This window comes from Nocardia africana NBRC 100379, assembly GCF_001612635.1.
Taxonomy (GTDB): domain Bacteria; phylum Actinomycetota; class Actinomycetes; order Mycobacteriales; family Mycobacteriaceae; genus Nocardia; species Nocardia africana.
Genome location: NZ_BDAV01000010.1, coordinates 251654 through 269407, shown reverse-complemented (window position 1 = coordinate 269407; position 17754 = coordinate 251654). Strand labels below are relative to the sequence as shown.

18 protein-coding genes are annotated in these 17754 nt (G+C 68.6%); 14 read left to right on the top strand and 4 right to left on the bottom strand.

Annotated elements, in window-relative coordinates:
- The first annotated feature begins 256 nt into the window (after positions 1-256).
- The 6 genes from NA3_RS18360 to NA3_RS18335 all read left to right on the top strand — a co-directional run bounded on the left by NA3_RS18360 (position 257) and on the right by NA3_RS18335 (position 5918).
- Complete coding sequence (locus NA3_RS18360; RefSeq protein WP_062964987.1) at positions 257-946, top strand: response regulator transcription factor; 690 nt, start codon at positions 257-259, stop codon at positions 944-946.
- An 89-nt stretch (positions 947-1035) separates the two neighbouring features.
- Positions 1036-2433, top strand: coding sequence for a sensor histidine kinase (locus NA3_RS18355; protein WP_084491675.1), 1398 nt, complete (start codon positions 1036-1038; stop codon positions 2431-2433).
- 194 nt (positions 2434-2627) lie between these two features.
- Positions 2628-4292: a S1C family serine protease gene (locus NA3_RS18350; protein WP_084491661.1), complete on the top strand. Its 1665-nt coding sequence runs from the start codon at positions 2628-2630 to the stop codon at positions 4290-4292.
- 98 nt (positions 4293-4390) lie between these two features.
- Positions 4391-4885: a MogA/MoaB family molybdenum cofactor biosynthesis protein gene (locus tag NA3_RS18345; protein ID WP_083893212.1), complete on the top strand. Its 495-nt coding sequence runs from the start codon at positions 4391-4393 to the stop codon at positions 4883-4885.
- 7 nt (positions 4886-4892) lie between these two features.
- Positions 4893-5114: a hypothetical protein gene (locus NA3_RS18340; protein WP_062964839.1), complete on the top strand. Its 222-nt coding sequence runs from the start codon at positions 4893-4895 to the stop codon at positions 5112-5114.
- Between the two features lie 108 nt (positions 5115-5222).
- A complete protein-coding gene (locus tag NA3_RS18335; protein ID WP_062964838.1) occupies positions 5223-5918 on the top strand; it encodes an MspA family porin in 696 nt (231 codons plus the stop codon).
- Positions 5919-5951: 33 nt separating this feature from the next.
- Here NA3_RS18335 and mscL read toward each other — a convergent pair whose 3' ends face one another.
- The 4 genes from mscL to NA3_RS18320 form a co-directional block, all read right to left on the bottom strand.
- Positions 5952-6407: a large conductance mechanosensitive channel protein MscL gene (gene mscL / locus NA3_RS18330; RefSeq protein WP_062964837.1), complete on the bottom strand. Its 456-nt coding sequence runs from the start codon at positions 6405-6407 to the stop codon at positions 5952-5954.
- Between the two features lie 144 nt (positions 6408-6551).
- Positions 6552-7286 carry a Flp pilus assembly protein CpaB gene (gene cpaB, locus NA3_RS18325; RefSeq protein ID WP_062964836.1) on the bottom strand — a complete coding sequence of 245 codons (735 nt, stop codon included), beginning with the start codon at positions 7284-7286 and terminating at the stop codon, positions 6552-6554.
- Positions 7287-7444: 158 nt separating this feature from the next.
- Positions 7445-7762: an FmdB family zinc ribbon protein gene (locus tag NA3_RS36075; protein WP_084491660.1), complete on the bottom strand. Its 318-nt coding sequence runs from the start codon at positions 7760-7762 to the stop codon at positions 7445-7447.
- Positions 7763-7882: 120 nt separating this feature from the next.
- Positions 7883-8560 carry a 5-formyltetrahydrofolate cyclo-ligase gene (locus NA3_RS18320; protein WP_062964835.1) on the bottom strand — a complete coding sequence of 226 codons (678 nt, stop codon included), beginning with the start codon at positions 8558-8560 and terminating at the stop codon, positions 7883-7885.
- A 292-nt stretch (positions 8561-8852) separates the two neighbouring features.
- On the opposite strand from NA3_RS18320, the gene NA3_RS18315 reads away from it, so the two are divergent.
- From NA3_RS18315 to NA3_RS18280, 8 genes are all read left to right on the top strand, one after another.
- Positions 8853-9806 carry a UTP--glucose-1-phosphate uridylyltransferase gene (locus NA3_RS18315; RefSeq protein ID WP_062964834.1) on the top strand — a complete coding sequence of 318 codons (954 nt, stop codon included), beginning with the start codon at positions 8853-8855 and terminating at the stop codon, positions 9804-9806.
- 67 nt (positions 9807-9873) lie between these two features.
- Positions 9874-11127, top strand: coding sequence for a molybdotransferase-like divisome protein Glp (glp, locus tag NA3_RS18310; RefSeq protein ID WP_030515109.1), 1254 nt, complete (start codon positions 9874-9876; stop codon positions 11125-11127).
- 9 nt (positions 11128-11136) lie between these two features.
- Complete coding sequence (locus NA3_RS18305) at positions 11137-11787, top strand: GNAT family N-acetyltransferase (protein WP_062964833.1); 651 nt, start codon at positions 11137-11139, stop codon at positions 11785-11787.
- A 230-nt stretch (positions 11788-12017) separates the two neighbouring features.
- Positions 12018-13229, top strand: coding sequence for a divisome protein SepX/GlpR (sepX, locus tag NA3_RS18300; RefSeq protein WP_062964832.1), 1212 nt, complete (start codon positions 12018-12020; stop codon positions 13227-13229).
- A gap of 496 nt (positions 13230-13725) precedes the next feature.
- Positions 13726-14691, top strand: coding sequence for a ferritin family protein (locus NA3_RS18295; protein ID WP_062964831.1), 966 nt, complete (start codon positions 13726-13728; stop codon positions 14689-14691).
- 24 nt (positions 14692-14715) lie between these two features.
- Positions 14716-14973 carry an acyl carrier protein gene (locus tag NA3_RS18290; RefSeq protein WP_062964830.1) on the top strand — a complete coding sequence of 86 codons (258 nt, stop codon included), beginning with the start codon at positions 14716-14718 and terminating at the stop codon, positions 14971-14973.
- Positions 14970-16601 (top strand): AMP-binding protein, encoded by a 1632-nt coding sequence (locus NA3_RS18285; protein ID WP_062964829.1) that lies wholly within the window; start codon positions 14970-14972, stop codon positions 16599-16601. The genes NA3_RS18290 and NA3_RS18285 overlap by 4 nt, the downstream gene beginning before the upstream one ends.
- Positions 16602-16603: 2 nt before the next feature.
- Positions 16604-17749 carry an acyltransferase gene (locus NA3_RS18280; protein WP_062964828.1) on the top strand — a complete coding sequence of 382 codons (1146 nt, stop codon included), beginning with the start codon at positions 16604-16606 and terminating at the stop codon, positions 17747-17749.
- The last annotated feature ends 5 nt before the right edge of the window (positions 17750-17754 follow it).

Below are 17754 nucleotides of genomic sequence, written 5' to 3'. Positions count from 1 at the left end.
TTCGGGTCCAACGGGTTGAGAACCAACTAGAGGTTTACTTTTACCGCAGGCAACATACCGCGCGAACACGTTCGCGGCAATTTGGAGGGGTCCTGCGACAACAGTCTAAAACCGCTCGGCGCAACAACTTTCGTGTGCAACAGATACTTCTCGGAACTATTTTCGATGATTCCGCAGGTCACCTGTTGTGGTTGTGCGGCGTGTCGAATGGTCGGTTCTCAGTCGGCTCTCAGTCGATCCGGTCAAACTGGAGGCCATGCGCATTCTGGTAGTCGACGATGATCGCGCGGTGCGCGAGTCGCTGCGCCGGTCGCTCACCTTCAATGGATATTCCGTCGAGCTGGCGGTCGACGGCATCGACGCCTTGGAGAAGGTGACCGCGTCCCGGCCCGACGCATTGGTGCTCGATGTGATGATGCCGCGGCTGGACGGCCTGGAGGTATGCCGCCGCCTGCGCAGCACCGGTGACGATCTGCCGATTCTCGTGCTCACCGCCCGGGATTCGGTGTCGGAGCGAGTGGCCGGCCTCGACGCCGGCGCCGACGACTATCTGCCCAAACCGTTCGCCCTCGAGGAATTGCTGGCGCGTTTGCGCGCGCTGTTGCGCCGCACCACCGCCGACTCGGCCACCGATTCCTCGGAGACGATGCGTTTCGCGGATCTGTCCCTGGATCCGGTGACGCGTGAGGTCTCGCGCGGGGAGCGCGCGATCAGCCTGACCCGCACCGAATTCTCGCTGCTGGAAATGCTGATGGCGAATCCGCGCCGGGTGTTGACGCGCAGCCGCATTCTGGAAGAGGTCTGGGGCTACGACTTTCCGACCTCCGGTAATGCGCTCGAGGTCTATATCGGCTATCTGCGCCGCAAAACCGAGGCCGAGGGGGAGCCGCGATTGATCCACACCGTGCGCGGGGTGGGTTACGTGCTGCGCGAGACTCCTCCGTAGGCGGGGTCGTCGTGGCAAGAGCTCATCCCGGGCAGGGTGGCCGCCCCGATCGCGTGGCGCGGCTGCGGCCGCGTCCCGATCCGCACGAGATGCGCCCGCCGATGCCGCTGACCCGTTCGGTGTCGCTGCGCTGGCGGGTGACCCTGCTGGCCGCCTCGGTGGTGGCCATCGCGGTCGCGGTGACCTCGATCGCCGCCTACGCGCTGGTCGCCCGCGCGCTGTATGCCGATGTGGACAGTCAGCTGCGCAGCCGCTCGGAGGTGATGGTCAAGAACAACATCGACCTGCAGGGCTTCCAGGCGATCATCATGTTCAGCAGCCTGTACTCCAACGATATCGGCATCGCGCTGATCTATCCGGACGTCGATATCCCCTATGCCCCGCCGCAGCCGATGGATCCGCCGATCGGCCCGGCCGAGATGGCGGTGGCGCACGGCAAGGCCGATGTCTCGCTGCGGACCGCGAACAATCAGCGCGTGCTCGCCCGGCGCACGAAATCCGGTGCCACGCTGGTTATTTCGCGGTCGCTGGAACCCACCCGCGAAGTGCTCGACCGGCTCGCGTGGCTGCTGTTCACGATCGGCGGCTGTGGAGTGCTGGTCGCCGGAGCCGCCGGTGCGACGGTCGGCCGGACGGGGCTGCGGCCCATCGCGCGATTGACCGCGGCCACCGAACGCGTCGCGCGCACCGACGATCTGGCGCCGATTCCGGTGACCGGTGACGACGAACTGGCGCGGCTCACCGAGAGTTTCAATCTGATGTTGCGGGCGCTCGCCGAATCTCGCGACCGGCAGCGGCGGCTGGTCGCCGACGCCGGACACGAACTGCGCACGCCGCTGACCTCGCTGCGCACCAATATGGAACTGCTCATCGCCTCCTCGCGTCCGGACGCACCGCCGATTCCCGAGGAGGATATGGCCGGGCTGCGCGCGGATGTCATCGCCCAGATCGAGGAGTTGTCCACGCTGGTGGGTGACCTGGTGGACCTGGCTCGCGAAGACGCGCCCGAAACCGTCTACGAGCGGGTCGATCTCGGTGAAGTGGCCGAACGGGCCCTGGAACGGGCGCGGCGCCGGCGCGTGGACGTGGAATTCTCGGCGCAGCTGCGGCCGTGGTTCGTCTACGGCCACGACGCCGGACTCGAGCGGGCCATCCTCAATGTGCTCGACAACGCGGCGAAATGGAGTCCGCCGGAGGCGCAGGTCATCATGACCATGCGCGAAACCGGGCCGGGGCTCATGGAAATCGCGATCGACGATGCCGGGCCGGGCATTCCGCCGGAGGAGCGGGAACTGGTCTTCGAACGCTTCTACCGCACCACGGCGTCGCGCTCGATGCCCGGATCCGGGCTGGGACTGGCCATCGTGAAGCAGGTGGTGTCCAAGCACGGCGGCACGATCACCGTGGATACCTCCGGACGCGGTGGCACGCTGGTACGCATCGTCCTTCCCGGCGAACCGCCGACCGCCGATGACCGTCGGGAGTGATCAGCGGCGATCCGGAATCGACGGGCCCGCGTCAGGCTGCCCCATACACTGGCACGCGTGCGTACCGTCCCGCGGAAACCCGGCCGCGGCCGCCGGATACTGCACGGAGTCACGGAGAACTGAAAGCACGGTCTCAGTCCGCTCTCAGTCGCTGTCACCAGGCTGGGCGACAGACTCGAGGAGAAACGAGAGATATGACCGAGGATTCGAGGGACAGGCGCGACGAGCCGACCGGTTCGACTCCCCAGTCGGGAGGGCCCGAGCCGACTCCGCCGTCGGCGGATTCCGGGACGGCTTCGGCGGGGGATGCCGGGAACGCGTCGCGCGGGTGGGGGCAACCGTCGCAGTGGGCCGGGCCGTCGTCGCAGGCCGGTGGCGAAGCGGGTGCCCAGTCGCCGGGATCGGCCGGGTCGAGTGGGGAACCGCGGGAACAGCCCGGCGCGCAATCGGCCGGCGAGCATCGGACCGAGCAGTTCCCGAATCCTGAACAGGGCGGCCCGGGTCAACCGGGGCAAGCCCACGGACCGGCGCAGCATCCGGGGTTCTCCTCCGCCGAGCAAGCGGCCGGTCACACCGCGCCGATGCCGCCGTACAACCCGTACGCGTCGACCGGGCACACCTCGGGCCCGGGCTATCAGCAGCCCGGCTCGTACCCGCCCGGTGCGCCCTACGCCGCCACCGGCGAGCATCGAGCGGGCGAACCGTATCCCCCCGGCGCCGACCCTGCCGGTGCCCACGCCGGGGTTCCGCGTCGCCGGGGCCGGGCGGGCCTGCTCGCCGGCGCCGTCGTGCTGGCGCTCGTCGCGGGTGGTATCGGTGGCGCGGTCGGCACCCTCGCCACGCGCTCGGACAACAAGGCGCCGGTCAACAATGCCCTGAACGCACCCGCTCCCGTCGATCCCGCCTCGGCGAGCGCGCCGCCCGGGTCCGTCCCCGCGGTCGCGCAGAAGGTCCTGCCCAGCGTGGTGATGATCCGTGTCGCGGGCGCCCGCGCGGAGGGTGAGGGCTCGGGTGTGGTGCTGTCCTCGAACGGCCTGATCCTCACCAACAACCACGTCGCCAGCGGTGCCGGTCCCAACGCCAAGATGGAGGTCGCCTTCCAGGACGGCAGTACCGCCAACGCCTCGGTCGTCGGCATCGACCCGGTGTCGGATCTCGCCGTCATCAAAGCGGCCGGGAAGACCGACCTGACGCCGATCGAACTCGGCACCTCGCGCAACCTGATGGTCGGACAGCCCGTGGTGGCGGTCGGCTCGCCGCTGGGCCTGGCCGGAACCGTCACCACCGGAATCGTCTCGGCGCTCAACCGCCCGGTGTCGACCAGTGGTGAGGCCGGCTCCCAGGGCACGGTCATCTCGGCGATCCAGACCGATGCCGCGATCAACCCCGGTAATTCCGGTGGCGCACTGGTCGATACGAACGGCAAGCTGATCGGCATCAACACCGCGATCGCCACACTCGGGGCCTCCGAGATGCCCGGTTCGCAGAGCGGATCGATCGGCCTGGGCTTCGCGATTCCGGTCGATCAGGCCCGTCGCGTCGCCGACGAACTCACCAAATCCGGTCACGCCACCTATGCTCAGATCGGGATCTCGGTGCGCGCGCAGGACGACGTCAACGGCGCCCGGGTCCTGGACGTGACACCCGACGGTCCGGCCGCCAAGGCGGGCATCCCGTCGGGCGCGATCGTCACCCGGGTCGACGATCAGGTCATCGACTCGGGCAACTCGCTGATCGCCGCCGTGCGGTCGCACCAACCAGGTGACAAGGTGAAGGTCACCTACACCGATCCACAGGGACAGAATCCGAAAACCGTCGAGGTGACCCTCGGCGCCGCACCGGCGGAGGGTGGCCGATGATCCGTGAACCGCGTCCTTTGACAGTGCTCCCGACACCCGATGCCGACGAGCCCGGGGGACCGGAGTGGTTGTCGCCCACGGACGCTACGGTGAGCAACATGGAAATCGATGCTCCCGTGGCGGGCCGGGCACTTGTTGTGGTCGTGGACGATCGAACCGCGCATGGCGGGGTGGACTCGCTGGGCCCGCTGGTGACCGAACTGCTCACCGAATTCGGCTTCCTCGTGGATGCCACGGTGTCGGTGGCCGGTGACGAGATCGAAATTCGCAATGCCCTCAACACCGCCGTAATCGGCGGGGTCGACCTGGTGATCTCCGTGGGCGGTACCGGTATGTCGCCGCGCGATGTCACTCCGGAGGCGACCCTCGAGGTGCTCGATCGCGAACTGCCCGGAATCAGCGAGGCGCTGCGTGCCTCCGGACTCGCGGCCGGCTCGCTCGACGCCGGTCTGTCGCGTGGTCTGGCCGGCGTCTCGGGCAGCACCCTGGTGGTCAACCTGCCCGGCACGCGCGATGCCATTCGCGACGGCATGGCCACGCTCGGCCCGCTGGTGAGCCGGGTCGTCGACGAACTGTCCGGTTTGGCGGAATAATCGCGGTATGACCGACCAGCCGGCCGAGGCGCAGCGCCCGGGAGATTCGCACTCCGCGGATCGCCCGGCGAAGAGCCGCGCCCGGTCGGCAGCGGAAGCCGCGCGTCTGGCGGCCATCTTCGGCGAAACGCTGCCACGGGCCAGTAGCGACGAGCGCGCCCCCGACGGTGAGCGACCCCGCTCATCGGACGACTGGTTGCGCTCTCAGGTTCCCCCACATCACGGCTGACGGTCCCGGAGTTCCCCTCCGATCGGATGCCGGCCGGTGGTGAAGGCGGGAGAACCGCATGCCGGTCTCGCTGTTCGAGGCCAGCCGTAAGAACCTGATGAGGGAAAGATGAATACGAACCGTGCGCACGGTGTGCGGTGGGGTGTGCGCTCGGCGGGCGTCGGGGCCGCCGCGGTGGTTGCCGTCGGACTGCTCTCCACCGGTGCCGCCGGCGCCGACACCTTCGTCCCGCTGCCCGGTGGCGAGTTGTCCAAGACGCTGTCCGACGGGACCGCGGTGCACGTCTGGCTGGACGGCGAGTCCGCGAATATCGACCCGTCGATGGGCGCCACGGCGGTGCACCGCACTGCCCGGGTCTCCGGTAACGCCCATGTCGAACTGTCCGGCACCACCACCGCCGTGGGTGGCAGCCTCTATCCCGGTTACACCGTGGGCTGCGAGGTCGACATCTCCGGAGTCGGCGCCGACGGCGGCCCCGGCGCGAATATGGACTGGAGCGACGGCGAGAACGCCAAGCCCGACGCCGGCGGAAACGTCGGCGGCAATCTGACTCTCGCACCGGGCCAGGCGAAGTCGTTCTACGTCCTCGACCTCGAGGAGAACGACGCGAGCGGCCGGGATGTGCACAAGTCCCGCAACAAATTCCAGGGTGACAGCGGCTCGGTGGCCTGGTCCGACGAGGCCATCGGCCTGACCGGATGTGGCGGTCAGGCGCAGGCGCGCGCATTCGTCAGCGTCGAGGTCGAAACCGACGACGTCATCTCCTGGGTGACGCTGTGGGGTGAGCCGTTCAGCCTGGGCTGACCGATATCGGATACGCGGCGCAGGGCCTTCGCTTCACCGGCCCCGTTGCGCATCCGCCTGGCGGCGAAGGGATTCGACGTCGGAGAACTCGTGCCGGCCGCCGGCGCTCTTACTGCCGTCCGCGAGCAGATCGCGGATGTCGGTGAGCAATTCGACCTCGGTCATCACGGCTTCCTTCTCGGTGCCGAAGCGCTTCATCAGGCGTCCCGCCGGCAGGATCAAGATGAAGTACAGGATCGCCGCGATGAGAATGAAGTTGACCACGGCGGTGATGATCGGGCCGATTGCGATGAACGTGGACGGCTTACTGGAATCCAGATAGAAGCCCCAGCCGTGTTCGTTCGCGCCGCCGAACATATCCAACAGAGGATTGACGATCCCGGTCACGATGGCGGTGACGACCGCGGTGAACGCGGTACCGATGACCACCGCGACCGCCAAGTCGATCACGTTCCCCCGGAGCAGGAAATCTCTGAAACCTTTCAGCATTGCGGCTCCTGTCTCATCCGGCGTGTCCGCGCCTCGCCGTTCGGTCTGGTCGTGGCATCCGATGCGATTGCTTTCCGCTATCGAATGAGGTACTCGGGATGCTAACGGACAGTTGTGGCAAATGCTCGGCGAACACAGCGAACATCAGTGAAACACCACGGTCAGCGCCGTGTGCAACGAGGCGGCCGCGACGGTGGTTGCATGATCCGGATCGAGTGCCAGCAGCACGATTCGTTCGGGGGAAGCGCGGGTCCGGGAACCCGCCTCGGCGGCGCCGGAGATCAGCACCACCGCGGCATCGGTGGCGAGGGTGTGTGCGGACGGTGACCGCCCGCGTGGCGCAACCGTATCCGGATCGCCGTGGCCGCCGGTCTCTTCCGCGGCGACCACGTCCACCCGGTCGCCGGGCCGCAGAATATCGGCAATGGCGTTGTCCGCCAACCGCATCGGCACGATCCGGGCATTCGGCACACCGGTCGCCACGGCTGCCAGCCGCGGGCCGACGATCCGGAGATCGGTGAGTATTTCCCCGGCGTGCACCGCGCCGGTGGAGGTCGCGCCGAGCAGGGTTGCGGGATCGGTGACGGCGCCGCCCGGTATCGCGTCCGCCGGCAGGTCCGCGCGCCGCAGATCCGCGGGTGCCAATACCTGTCCGGGCGCCACATCTCGCGCCGCGACGACGACCGGCGTGCGATGTCCGGCGGTGTCGCCGCGCAGGGCGACGACAGCCGCCGCAGCGGCCAGTCCGACGGCCGACAGGCGGCGAATCAGGGTCAGGTCGAGCCAGGGCGGCCGTATCCGGGACAGGAATTCGGTGCCGCGAGCACGGCCGAGATCGGTATCGACGGGGCGTAGACGATCGAATCGCAAGGTCCGCATATCGGCCACCGTAGGAGCCGCAGCAGCTCGGTCATCCCGGAAAAGAGCAGGTCAGAACTTCTCTGTGGATAACGGAGGGGCTGTGGAAAACTGTGGCCGACGCGGACGGAACACAATGGCCTGCCGGGCGGTTCATCGCAGCCCGGTGCGGGCCCGGGTCAGGCGACGGCGGTGCTGGTCGACGAGGAGCTCGACGATGAACTCGGGCTGTTCGACGAGCTGGACGAGCTGCTCGAGGCGGACGAATCGCTCGACTTGGATTCGCTCGACTTCGCGGGCTCGCTGGCCGACGAGGAGCCGTTGCGGCTGTCGGTGCGGTAGAAGCCGCTGCCCTTGAAGACGATGCCGACCGAGTTGAACAGCTTGCGCAGCTTGCCGTTGCACTTTTCGCAGGTGGTCAGGGCGTCATCGGAGAACGACTGCACGATGTCGAACTTGTCGCCACACTGCGTGCACTGATACGAGTAAGTAGGCACCTGCGAACCTCCACGGTTTTCGTCTTTTAGCACTCTACAGCCGACAGTGCCAACAGTGCCAATCCGGTGTTGATTCCCACGGTGCCGGCGCCGTCGGGCACCGGTGCGGTGGTCTCGCTCTCATCGCGGCACGGGCCGGACGTCGCTCTCGCGATCGTCGGCGCCGAGCCTGCACAGCCCGGCCTCCGGCAGCAAGGCCCATCCCATCCGCCGATCGTGGGGTTCCTCCGGCAGCGCCTCGAGCAGTTCCGAGTCCCGGACGACGGCCACCAGACGTGCGTCCGGTCGCGCCGCCGGTAGCGTCCGGTCGTAATATCCGGCGCCTCGTCCCAGCCGCACACCGCGCCGATCGACCGCGAGCGCCGGCATCACGATCACCTCCGGCCACGCGATCGCCGCCACCCCCAACGGCGGCCCCTCGGGCTCGAGCAGGCCGTAGCGGGCGCGCCGCAGCCCCTCGACGCCGGTGTACTCCGCCCAATCCAATGGTCCCGGCGGGCCGGTCACGGGGACCATCACCCGAGCCCCCGCGGCCCGCAGCGCGTCGAGCATCGCCACCGACCCGGGTTCGCCCGCGACCGGGACATACCCGGCCACCCACCCCGAGCCGGACCCGCCCGCGGGGCGCCGCTCGCGCCCGGGCCCATCCGTGCGCGGCCCGTCGAGGTCCAGTACCCGCGGCACCGACCGGGACAGGGCGTCGGCCTCCGCGGCCCTGGTCTCCGGCGGCACCGCCGCTCGGGCGGCCAGCAATTCCGTCCGCCACCGCCCCTTGTCCCGCTGACCGGCGATCTCCACAGGCTCACCCTAGGTGGGCGAACGGTGAGTTTGCCCGCTCCCGTGTTTCCAGGTGCCCTCGACGGGGAATCGCTGACCCGACGCGGTACCGCGAACACGCTGGTAACGCGGTGAAACAACGGTTGCGGCCGGTTCCCCGGCGGATAGTCCCGGGGTCCGGCGGTGGACCTCGGCAGGGTTGCTGCCGCGCCGTTTCGGTGCGACGGCGCCGCCGCGGCCGCCTAGGCTTCCCAGATGCCGGGCCGGTGTTGAGCCGGTCCGACGACAAGAGCGATGGATAGGGTGTGCACTTATGACAGCTGACGCCGGATCGGACGCGACGCGGGCCGTGAGTTCCTGCTTCCGTACCGCGGTGGTCCCCGCGGCCGGACTCGGGACACGGTTCCTGCCCGCGACGAAGACCGTGCCGAAAGAGCTGCTGCCGGTCGTGGACACACCCGGTATCGAACTGGTGGCCGCCGAGGCCGCCGGCTCGGGCGCCGAGCGGCTGGTCATCGTGACCTCGCCCGGTAAGGACGGGGTCGTCGCCCACTTCGTCGAGGACCTGGTGCTGGAGAGCACGCTCGCCGAACGCGGGAAGTTCCAGCTGCTGGAGAAGGTGCGCAAGGCTCCCGGCCTGCTCGATGTGACCTCGGTGGTGCAGGACGAGCCACTCGGGCTGGGCCATGCCGTCGCCCAGGCCGAGCAGGCGCTCGACCCCGACGAGGACGCCATCGCCGTGCTGCTGCCCGACGATCTGGTGCTGCCCTGCGGCGTCCTGGATGTGATGAGCCGTGTCCGGCGCAAGCGCGGCGGCACGGTGCTCTGCGCGATCGATGTCCCCAAGCAGGAGGTCAGCGCCTACGGCGTCTTCGACGTGGAGCCGGTGACCGACAGCACGAACCCCGACGTGCTGCGTGTGGTCGGCATGGTGGAGAAGCCGGCGCTCGAGGAGGCGCCGTCGACCTTCACCGCGGCGGGCCGGTATCTGCTCGATCGCGCCATCTTCGACGCGCTGCGCCGGATCGAGCCGGGTGCGGGCGGTGAGCTGCAGCTCACCGACGCCGTATCGCTGCTGATCGCGGAGGGACATCCGGTACATGTCGTTGTCCACCGTGGGTCGCGCCACGACCTCGGCAACCCTGGCGGTTATCTTCGTGCTGCGGTCGATTTCGCTTTGGAGCGAGACGAATACGGCCCCGCCTTGCGCGAGTGGTTGCAGCGTCGGCTTGCTCCGGATTGGAACCCGCAGCTGATCTCGTCGTGACGACGGGGTCGGCCGGGTCCCGTCACCGCGGGACCGGGTGATCAGTCGGAGTAAAGGGAAGGGCGGCATGCGCTCGGTTGAGGACCAGCAGATCAAGGTGACCGCGGCGGCCGTGGCCCCGCGGCCGGTCCGGGTCGCGATCTCCGAGGCTCAGGGTCTGCTGTGCGCCGAGGACGTGGTCACCGAGCGTCCGCTGCCCGGATTCGATCAGGCCGCCATCGACGGTTATGCCGTGCGCAGCGTGGATGTGCAGGGTGCCGGTGCCGACATCCGCACCGAGGACGGCGATCCGATAGAGCTGACACTGCCGGTGGTCGGCGAGGTCGCGGCCGGTTCGCGCCAGCCGATCCGATTGCAGCCGCGGCAATCGGTCCGCATCGATACCGGCGCGCCGCTGCCCACCCTCGCGGACGCTGTGCTGCCCTTGGATTTCACCGACGGCGGCCGGGCCCGGATCAAGATCTACGAGCCGGTCCGGTCCGGCGATTACGTGCGGCGCATCGGTGACGACGTGCAACCCGGCGATATCGCGGTCCGGGCGGGCACCATCATCGGCGCGGCGCAGGTCGGCCTGCTGGCGGCGGTCGGCCGGGACAAGGTGCTGGTGCATCCGCGGCCGCGGCTGTCGGTGATCTCGATCGGCGGCGAGCTGGTCGACATCGATCGCACGCCCGGCCCGGGACAGGTCTACGACGTGAACTCCTACGCGCTGGCCGCCGCCGCCCGCGACGCCGGCGCCGACGTGAATCGGGTCGGCATCGTCAGCGCCGATCCCAAGCGCCTGCGCGACGTGGTCGAGGGACAGCTGGTGCGTTCGGAGGTCGTCGTGATCGCGGGCGCGGTCGGCGGCTGGGCTTCCGAGCAGATCCGCGAGGCCCTGGAGGGGCTGGGTGAGCTGACCATCGATCGGGTGGCCATGCATCCGGGTTCGGTGCAGGGCTTCGGCCGGCTCGGCCGCGACGAGGTGCCGACGTTCCTGCTGCCGTCGAATCCCGTTGGCGCCCTTGTCGTTTTCGAGATCATGGTGCGGCCGCTGATCCGGATCGCGCTGGGCCGCCGGCATCCGATGCGCCGCGTGGTGCGGGCCCGCACGATCATGCCGATCACCTCCATGGAGGGCCGCCGCGGTTACCTGCGTGCCCAGTTGATGCGCGACGAGCAGACCGGTGAATATCTGGTGCAGCCGCTGGGTGTGAACGGCTCCTCGCATCTGCTCTCGACCCTGGCCGAGGCCAACAGCCTGATCGTCATCGACCCGGAGGTCACCGATATTCGCACCGGTGACGAGGTCCAGGTCGCATTTCTCGCGCAGCGCGGGTGATATGTGGACATGAACGTATTCCGGGCCGCCCAGCATCCGGGCTGGCCCGCACATCTCGGTCCGGTTCGAGTCCCGGGTGGGCGGGTGACGCTGCGCCCGATCCGGCTGCGGGACGCGGCGGCCTGGTCGCGAATCCGCCTGCGCGACCGTGAACATCTGGAGCCGTGGGAGCCGACCGGCCGGGGTAGCTGGGAGGCGCGCAATCACGCCTCGAACTGGCCCTCGCTGTGGTCGAGTCTGAAGGCCGAGGCGCGCCGGGGTGCGATGGTGCCGCTGGTGATCGAGGTGGACGGATCCTTCGGCGGCCAGCTGACCATCGGCAATATCGTGCGCGGTGCGCTGCGTTCGGCGTGGATCGGCTACTGGGTCGCCAAGGACGTCGGCGGCCAGGGTGTCGCCACCGCCGCGCTGGCGATGGGACTGGACCACTGCTTCGGGCCCGTGGGCCTGCACCGGGTGGAGGCGACCGTGCGGCCGGAGAATCTGGCCAGCCAGGCGGTACTGCGCAATGTGGGCTTCCGCGAGGAGGGCACCTTGCGGCGCTATCTGGACGTCGATGGCGCGTGGCGCGACCATCTGCTGGTCGCGATGACCGTCGAGGAGGTATCCGGCACGGTGGTCGATCGCCTCATCCGCTCGGGTCGTGCCACGCCGCCGTGAGCGCCCCTGTCGCGCGGTGTTTTCCGCGTTCGACACGCCCGAGCCTGGTCATGACCGGCTTGTGACGGGTGGGACAGGTGTGGGCGGCGCGCCTGCGGGATATTCCTGTGACGCCGCATTAACCTACGGACGTCGGTGGTGCGTCCGGTGCCAGGACGGAACAGGTGGCGAGAACCTGCCCAACGGTCGAGAAGGGACAGTGGTCAGGCGGGGACGGAGGTGGGAGCGCGATGCCGAATTCGATCTTGTGGATCGCGTTGGTCGTGCTCTGGGTCTTCGTGCTGTTCCCGATGCTCGCCGATCGGCATCCGCGGATCCGCCGCACCACGGACGCGGCCCTGGCAACCCGGGTGCTGCATCGAGGTGGTACCAGACGACGTGCGAAGAAAGGGCCGGCCACCGGGCATGAGACCGATCCGGACTGGGTGCCGACCCCTCGGCAGAAAAGGCTTTCCCACGGCGATGATGCGGAGGACCGGATGACGACATCGGCCGATGAGCCCGTCATCGAGGACGACCGGAACGCACCCGAGCGCGCCGAATCGGAGGTGACGCGGGCCCATCGGAGCGCCGGTGATCCGCCCGGTCACACCGGCGAGGACGAGGACCACGCCCGCGAAACCCCCGGCGACGCCGCCGATGCCGAGCCGGGCGAGGACGAGCGCGCCGACCTCGGCGCAGGCGACCGGGAAGTCGACGGCGACCCCGCCGGGGACGCCCGCGCCGGCGATGCGGACGAGGCCGACGAGGGTGTGGAGGCCGACGATGTGCCGGCCGCCGCCGAGACCGAGGATCGCCCGCAGGGGAGTATGGCCCGCATCCCACCCGCGCCGAGCGCGGCTGTTCCGGCCCGGCGCGGCGAGGTGGATCCGGACGACGACGTCGATGATCTCGACGACCGCGCCGGCGGTGAAGCCGAGTCGGCCACACGCGATTTCGTCCCCTCCCGGCGTGGCCGCGGCGGATTCGATCCGGAGGCCGACGCCATCGCGCGGGCGGCCCGGTATCGCTTCCGGCAGCGCACCGCCCTCGGATTGATCCTGAGCACACTGCTTTTCGGCGCCTTCGCGATCGTCGTGAACGCGGCCCTGTGGTGGGGCTGTGCGCTGTCGGTGGTGGCATTGGGGGGCTATCTGGCGTACTTGCGGCGCCAGGTGCGCTACGAGGAGGACATCCGCCGCCGCCGCGCCGCACGGTTGTCCGGTGCGCGGCAGCGGCCGGCCGAGAACGCCGAAGCCGTTGCAGAGGAACGCGTCCGGACCGAGCGGCGTCCCGGAATGGATCGTGATGCCGCCCGCGCCCTGCGCCGGCGCGCGGTGGTGCTCGACGTCGACGACGAGGACCCGCTGTTCGACCACCTGGAACACTTCGACGCCGCCGCTGCCCGGGCCACCCGGAACCGGGCCGCGGGTGGTGAAATCCGCCGCGCCGCAGGCGAATAGGAGCCAGGTAGCCGGTCACCGCCGGCCGCCGCATCGTAGCCAGGAGCTGCGAGCGGCGGCCGTTTCGGTGTGTCCGGGCGATTTTTCGCGGCGGCCGGCGGACGAATCGGCACCTGTGGCTAACTTCCCGCATCCGAGGCGGGGGGTGGGGTGTGGTGAGCTGTCAGCCGGAATGTGAAAAGCCCGTGTCCACTCACCGGGAGTGCCGAGAAGGCGGCAAATTCATAGGTAACCTTTTGCCGTTGTGATCTACCCGTTACGAGTGGCTCGCGAGCTATTTCCGGAGTAAGCTCGGGCACCGTGCAGAATCGCTGTCCACAAGATCGAAGGATTTAATCCTTCCGGTACGGATGCGTGGTCACGGGTATTGACACGCCGCAGCAGGTGAGGAAGCTGCGCGTGGAGTAGCTGGGCGGTTGGAAGGGTTGATCGACGTGTACGAAAGCACTCTGCTATCGATTTTCACCGGCCTCTCCTGAGAGATCGAGAAATCGCGATGAACAATTCAACGGTCATCGACGAGATCGAGATCGATCTTGCCGAACGGGTGACCGCACTCGATCTCTATCGCCGCTGGGAAATGCAGCAATGGCAGGCGCAGAGCCTGGAATACGAGCGTGATGCCGAAGGCTGGACCCGGTTGCCGGCCTTCGCGCGGTTGCCGCTGCTGGCCACCCTGGCCCGCTTCCTGGTCGGCGAGACGACCGTGACCGAGACCTTGGCGCCGCTGGCCTACGCCGCGCCCGAGGTCGACTACACGATGTATCTGGCCACCCAGCTGGCCGACGAGGCCCGCCACACCGTCTTCTTCCGGCGCTACCTCGCCTTTCTCTCCGAAACCCTCGGCAACGAGGAGTTATCGCAGGTCAGCGGTGTCGATCGGGTGGGTGACCTGTTCGAGAAGGCGCTCGTGGACGCGGTCGAGCGGGTGCGGGCGGACCCGGGCGACACCGCCGCCTGGTACGAGGGCGTGGTGGTCTACCACCTGCTGGTCGAGGGTGCGGTGGCGATGACCGGTCTGCACACCGTCCTGGGGACCGTGCGGGCGCTGCCGCGCTTCGACATCCTGCGGACCGGCATCACGAATGTCGCCCGCGACGAATCGCGGCATATTTCCTTCGGTGTGCTGGCATTGCGCAACGGAGTGCGCAGCGGATATCGCGACCATATTGTCGCGATGATTCGCAAACATATTCCGGCGGCCGCCCGGACATTGGTCGATCCGGAAACGCGTGATCCGTTCCCGCGATTGGTTCCGGTTTTACGGAAACGCGCAGAAATACTTCGGGAACAATGGGAATTCGCGGAGAGTTCCCTCGGTCGGAGAATGACGTCGATCGGAATTCCGCCGGACACGATTTCGGAACTCGCGGAGAGTTGGCGGGAATCCTGTGCGGCGGCCGCGGGAGAATATGCCGATCTGCACGGTGAATCACATCCCGTCACCTACCTCGTTCGATGAATCAAAATAACTCGGGAGCATTTCGTGGACGAAAATGAAGTGCGCGACCAGGTACGGGAACTGGTCCGCCGGCACGCCCCCCAGCCTTCGGCGGAATTGTCCTCCGACGATGTGCTGGCCGAACAGCTCGGCTACGACTCGCTGGCCCTGATCGAACTCGCGCTGGGCCTGCAGGTGCGTTTCGGCATCGACGCCGGCGGCGACTCCGGTGCGACGAATGTGGTGACCGTCGGCGATATCGAGCAGATGGTGTGTGACGCGCTGCGGGCGAAACGGCCATGACCGGGTTGCTCGACTGGCTGGCCTACGACGGCGACGAACGCGGCTGGACCATCGCCGACAACGGCGGATGGCGACGCGTCGCCTACCCCCGGTTGAGTGAACAGGTGCGGCGGGTGGCCGCGGCCTGTATCGAGGCCGGGGTGCGTCCGGGTGCGGTGGTTTCCATCGTGGAATCGGCCCCGGAACGATTCATGACGAATTTCTTCGGCGTACTGGCCGCGGGGGCGACTCCGAATCCGCTGGCGCCGCCGCTACCACTGCAGAACGAGTCGGCGTATCGGCAGCAACTGTCCGCATTGCTGGCCGCGGCCGCCCCCTCGGCGATCATCGTGGCCGAGGAACTCGCCGCGGTGGTTCATCCGGTGCTCGAATCCGTGGGCGGGATCACGATTGTCGGCACATCCGATGCGACTCCCGCCGTGACCGAACTGCCGGGCTGCGCACCCGACCGCATCGGTTTGCTCCAATTCACCTCCGGCAGTAGCGGTTCGCCCAAAGCGGTCCGGGTATCGGTGGCGAATCTCGAGGCCAATTGCGCCGCGATCGACCGGTGGCTGGAGTTTCGGCCGACGGACCGGATCGCCACCTGGCTGCCGCCGTATCACGATATGGGCCTGATCGGCTGCATCATCACGCCGACCATTCTGAATCTGGACATTCAGGCCATGACGCCGATCGATTTCATTCGCGATCCGTTGTCGTGGCTGTCCTGTTTCGGCCGCGACGGTGCGACGATCACCGCGACGCCGAACTTCGCGCTGGCGTATCTGCTGCGAAAGATGACCGACGACGCGTTGGCCGGAATGGATTTCGATCCCTGGCGGGTGATGATCGTCGGCGCCGAACGGATCGATCCGGCGATTCTGCGCGGATTCGCCGAGCGATTGGCGCCCTACGGATTCGATTCGCGCACACCGTGTCCCGCCTACGGACTGGCCGAGGGCACGCTCGCGGTGTCCGGTCTCCGGCCGTCCGAGCCGGTGCAGGCCGCCGCGGTGACCCCCGACACCGGCGCCGTGGACGGTCCGTTCGAGCTGATGTCCGCACCGCTCGACGACGGCCGCCGGTGGCTGGTCGGATGCGGCGCACCACTGGACGGGGTGACGGTGCGGACCGCGGCGACCGACGACTATGCCGGAGCGCCGGGCGAATTGATCGTCGGCGGTCCGAGCGTCGCTCGGGAATATCAGACCGCCGAGGGCACCCGCGATCTGTCGCGGGCCGAGGACGGGGCCCTGGCGACCGGTGATGCGGGCCTGCTGGTGGGCGGGCAGCTGTATCCGATCGGCCGGGTCGGCGACGCGGTGAAGGTGCGGGGCCGCACGGTCTATGCCGAGGACATCGAGGCGGCCGTGGTGGAAGCCTTCGGCGTGCCCGCCAACCGAGTGGTCGCGCTGGCCGGCAACGCCTTCGGCGCCGCTCGCGTCGCCGTGCTGGTCGAGGACAAGCCGGTCGAGGCCGTGCGGCTGCGGCAGGTCCTGGCCGGGCAGCTCGGAACGGATACCTCGCTGCGGTTGTTCATCGGCGATCGCGGACTCATCGCGCGCACCACCAGCGGTAAGCCGCGGCGGCGGGTGATGTGGAACCAGTTGCTGCAGGGCGAATTCGACGCCCTGGAGAGGAGTTGACGATGGCGCCGGTACCGCTGTCGACCGTCGACCACATGTGGACGGCGAATATGGCCGGTCCGCTGCAATTCGTGGTGGAGTTCGGCGAGGTGCTCGACGCCGATCGGATCGTCGAGGCCTATGTCGAGACCGCTCGCGAATTCGTCGGCGCCGACGCGGCGCTGGTGCAACTCGACGAGCGCACCCTGGCGATGGACGTCGACGACCCGCGCCCCGCGATCCGGGCCACGGTCGCCGAATCCACCGTGCCGCTGAGCGAATGCCTCGATCCGGTCGAGATCGGGGTGGGCCATGTGCTCGCACGCGGACGGGTGGTGACCCGCGGCGACCGCACGGCCGTCGGGCTGTCGATGTCGCACGGCCTGGCCGACGGCTACGGCATGTTCTTCTTCCTGGCGGCCTGGGCGGCGCGGGCCCGCGGTGCTCGCTTCCTGTCGCCGCGCTGCGACCGCGAGGTGCTCACCCGCCCGCAGGCCCGCGACCGTGACAGCGTCGATCCGGACGCCCTGCGCCGGGCGGGATTCGTGATTGTCGAACCCGATCTGGTCCTGCCCGAACTCGACGTGCACACCGGCCGGCTGGATCTCACCGAATGCGAGGCGCAGGCCGAGGTTTCGGGGCTGTCGACCGCGGATCTGGTGGCGGCGGGCCTGTTTCGCGACTACGCCGCGACCAAGGACACCGAGCTGGTGACCCTGGCCTGCCCGGTCGACATCCGCCGTTTCGTCCGCGAGCTCGGCCCGACCTATTTCGGCAATGCCTTCGTGCAGGTGCTGGTCGATGTCGAGACCGAGCGCGTCCGCAACGCCTCGGTGCCGGAGATCGCCGGCTGGGTGCGGGACGCGGTCGCCACCGCGCCCGGACGCATCGACGACGCGATCGCCGAACTCGAGGCCTTCCTGCAGGTGCACGGCATCGCGGGACTCGACCGGGTCTGGGGATATCCGCCGCAGTCGGGCTTTCTGGTCAGCAATCTGTCCCGGATTCCCGCCTCCTGGCTGGATTTCGGCGCCGGGCCGCCGGTCGGTCTGGTGACGCCGGGCCGCCGGCCGCGCCAGGACGGGTGCTATCTGCTGCCCGACCCGGAGCGGGCGCACAGCCTGCAGTGGGCCTCCACGCTCGAGCACGAACCGGCCGCGCGTTCGTAGAAAGA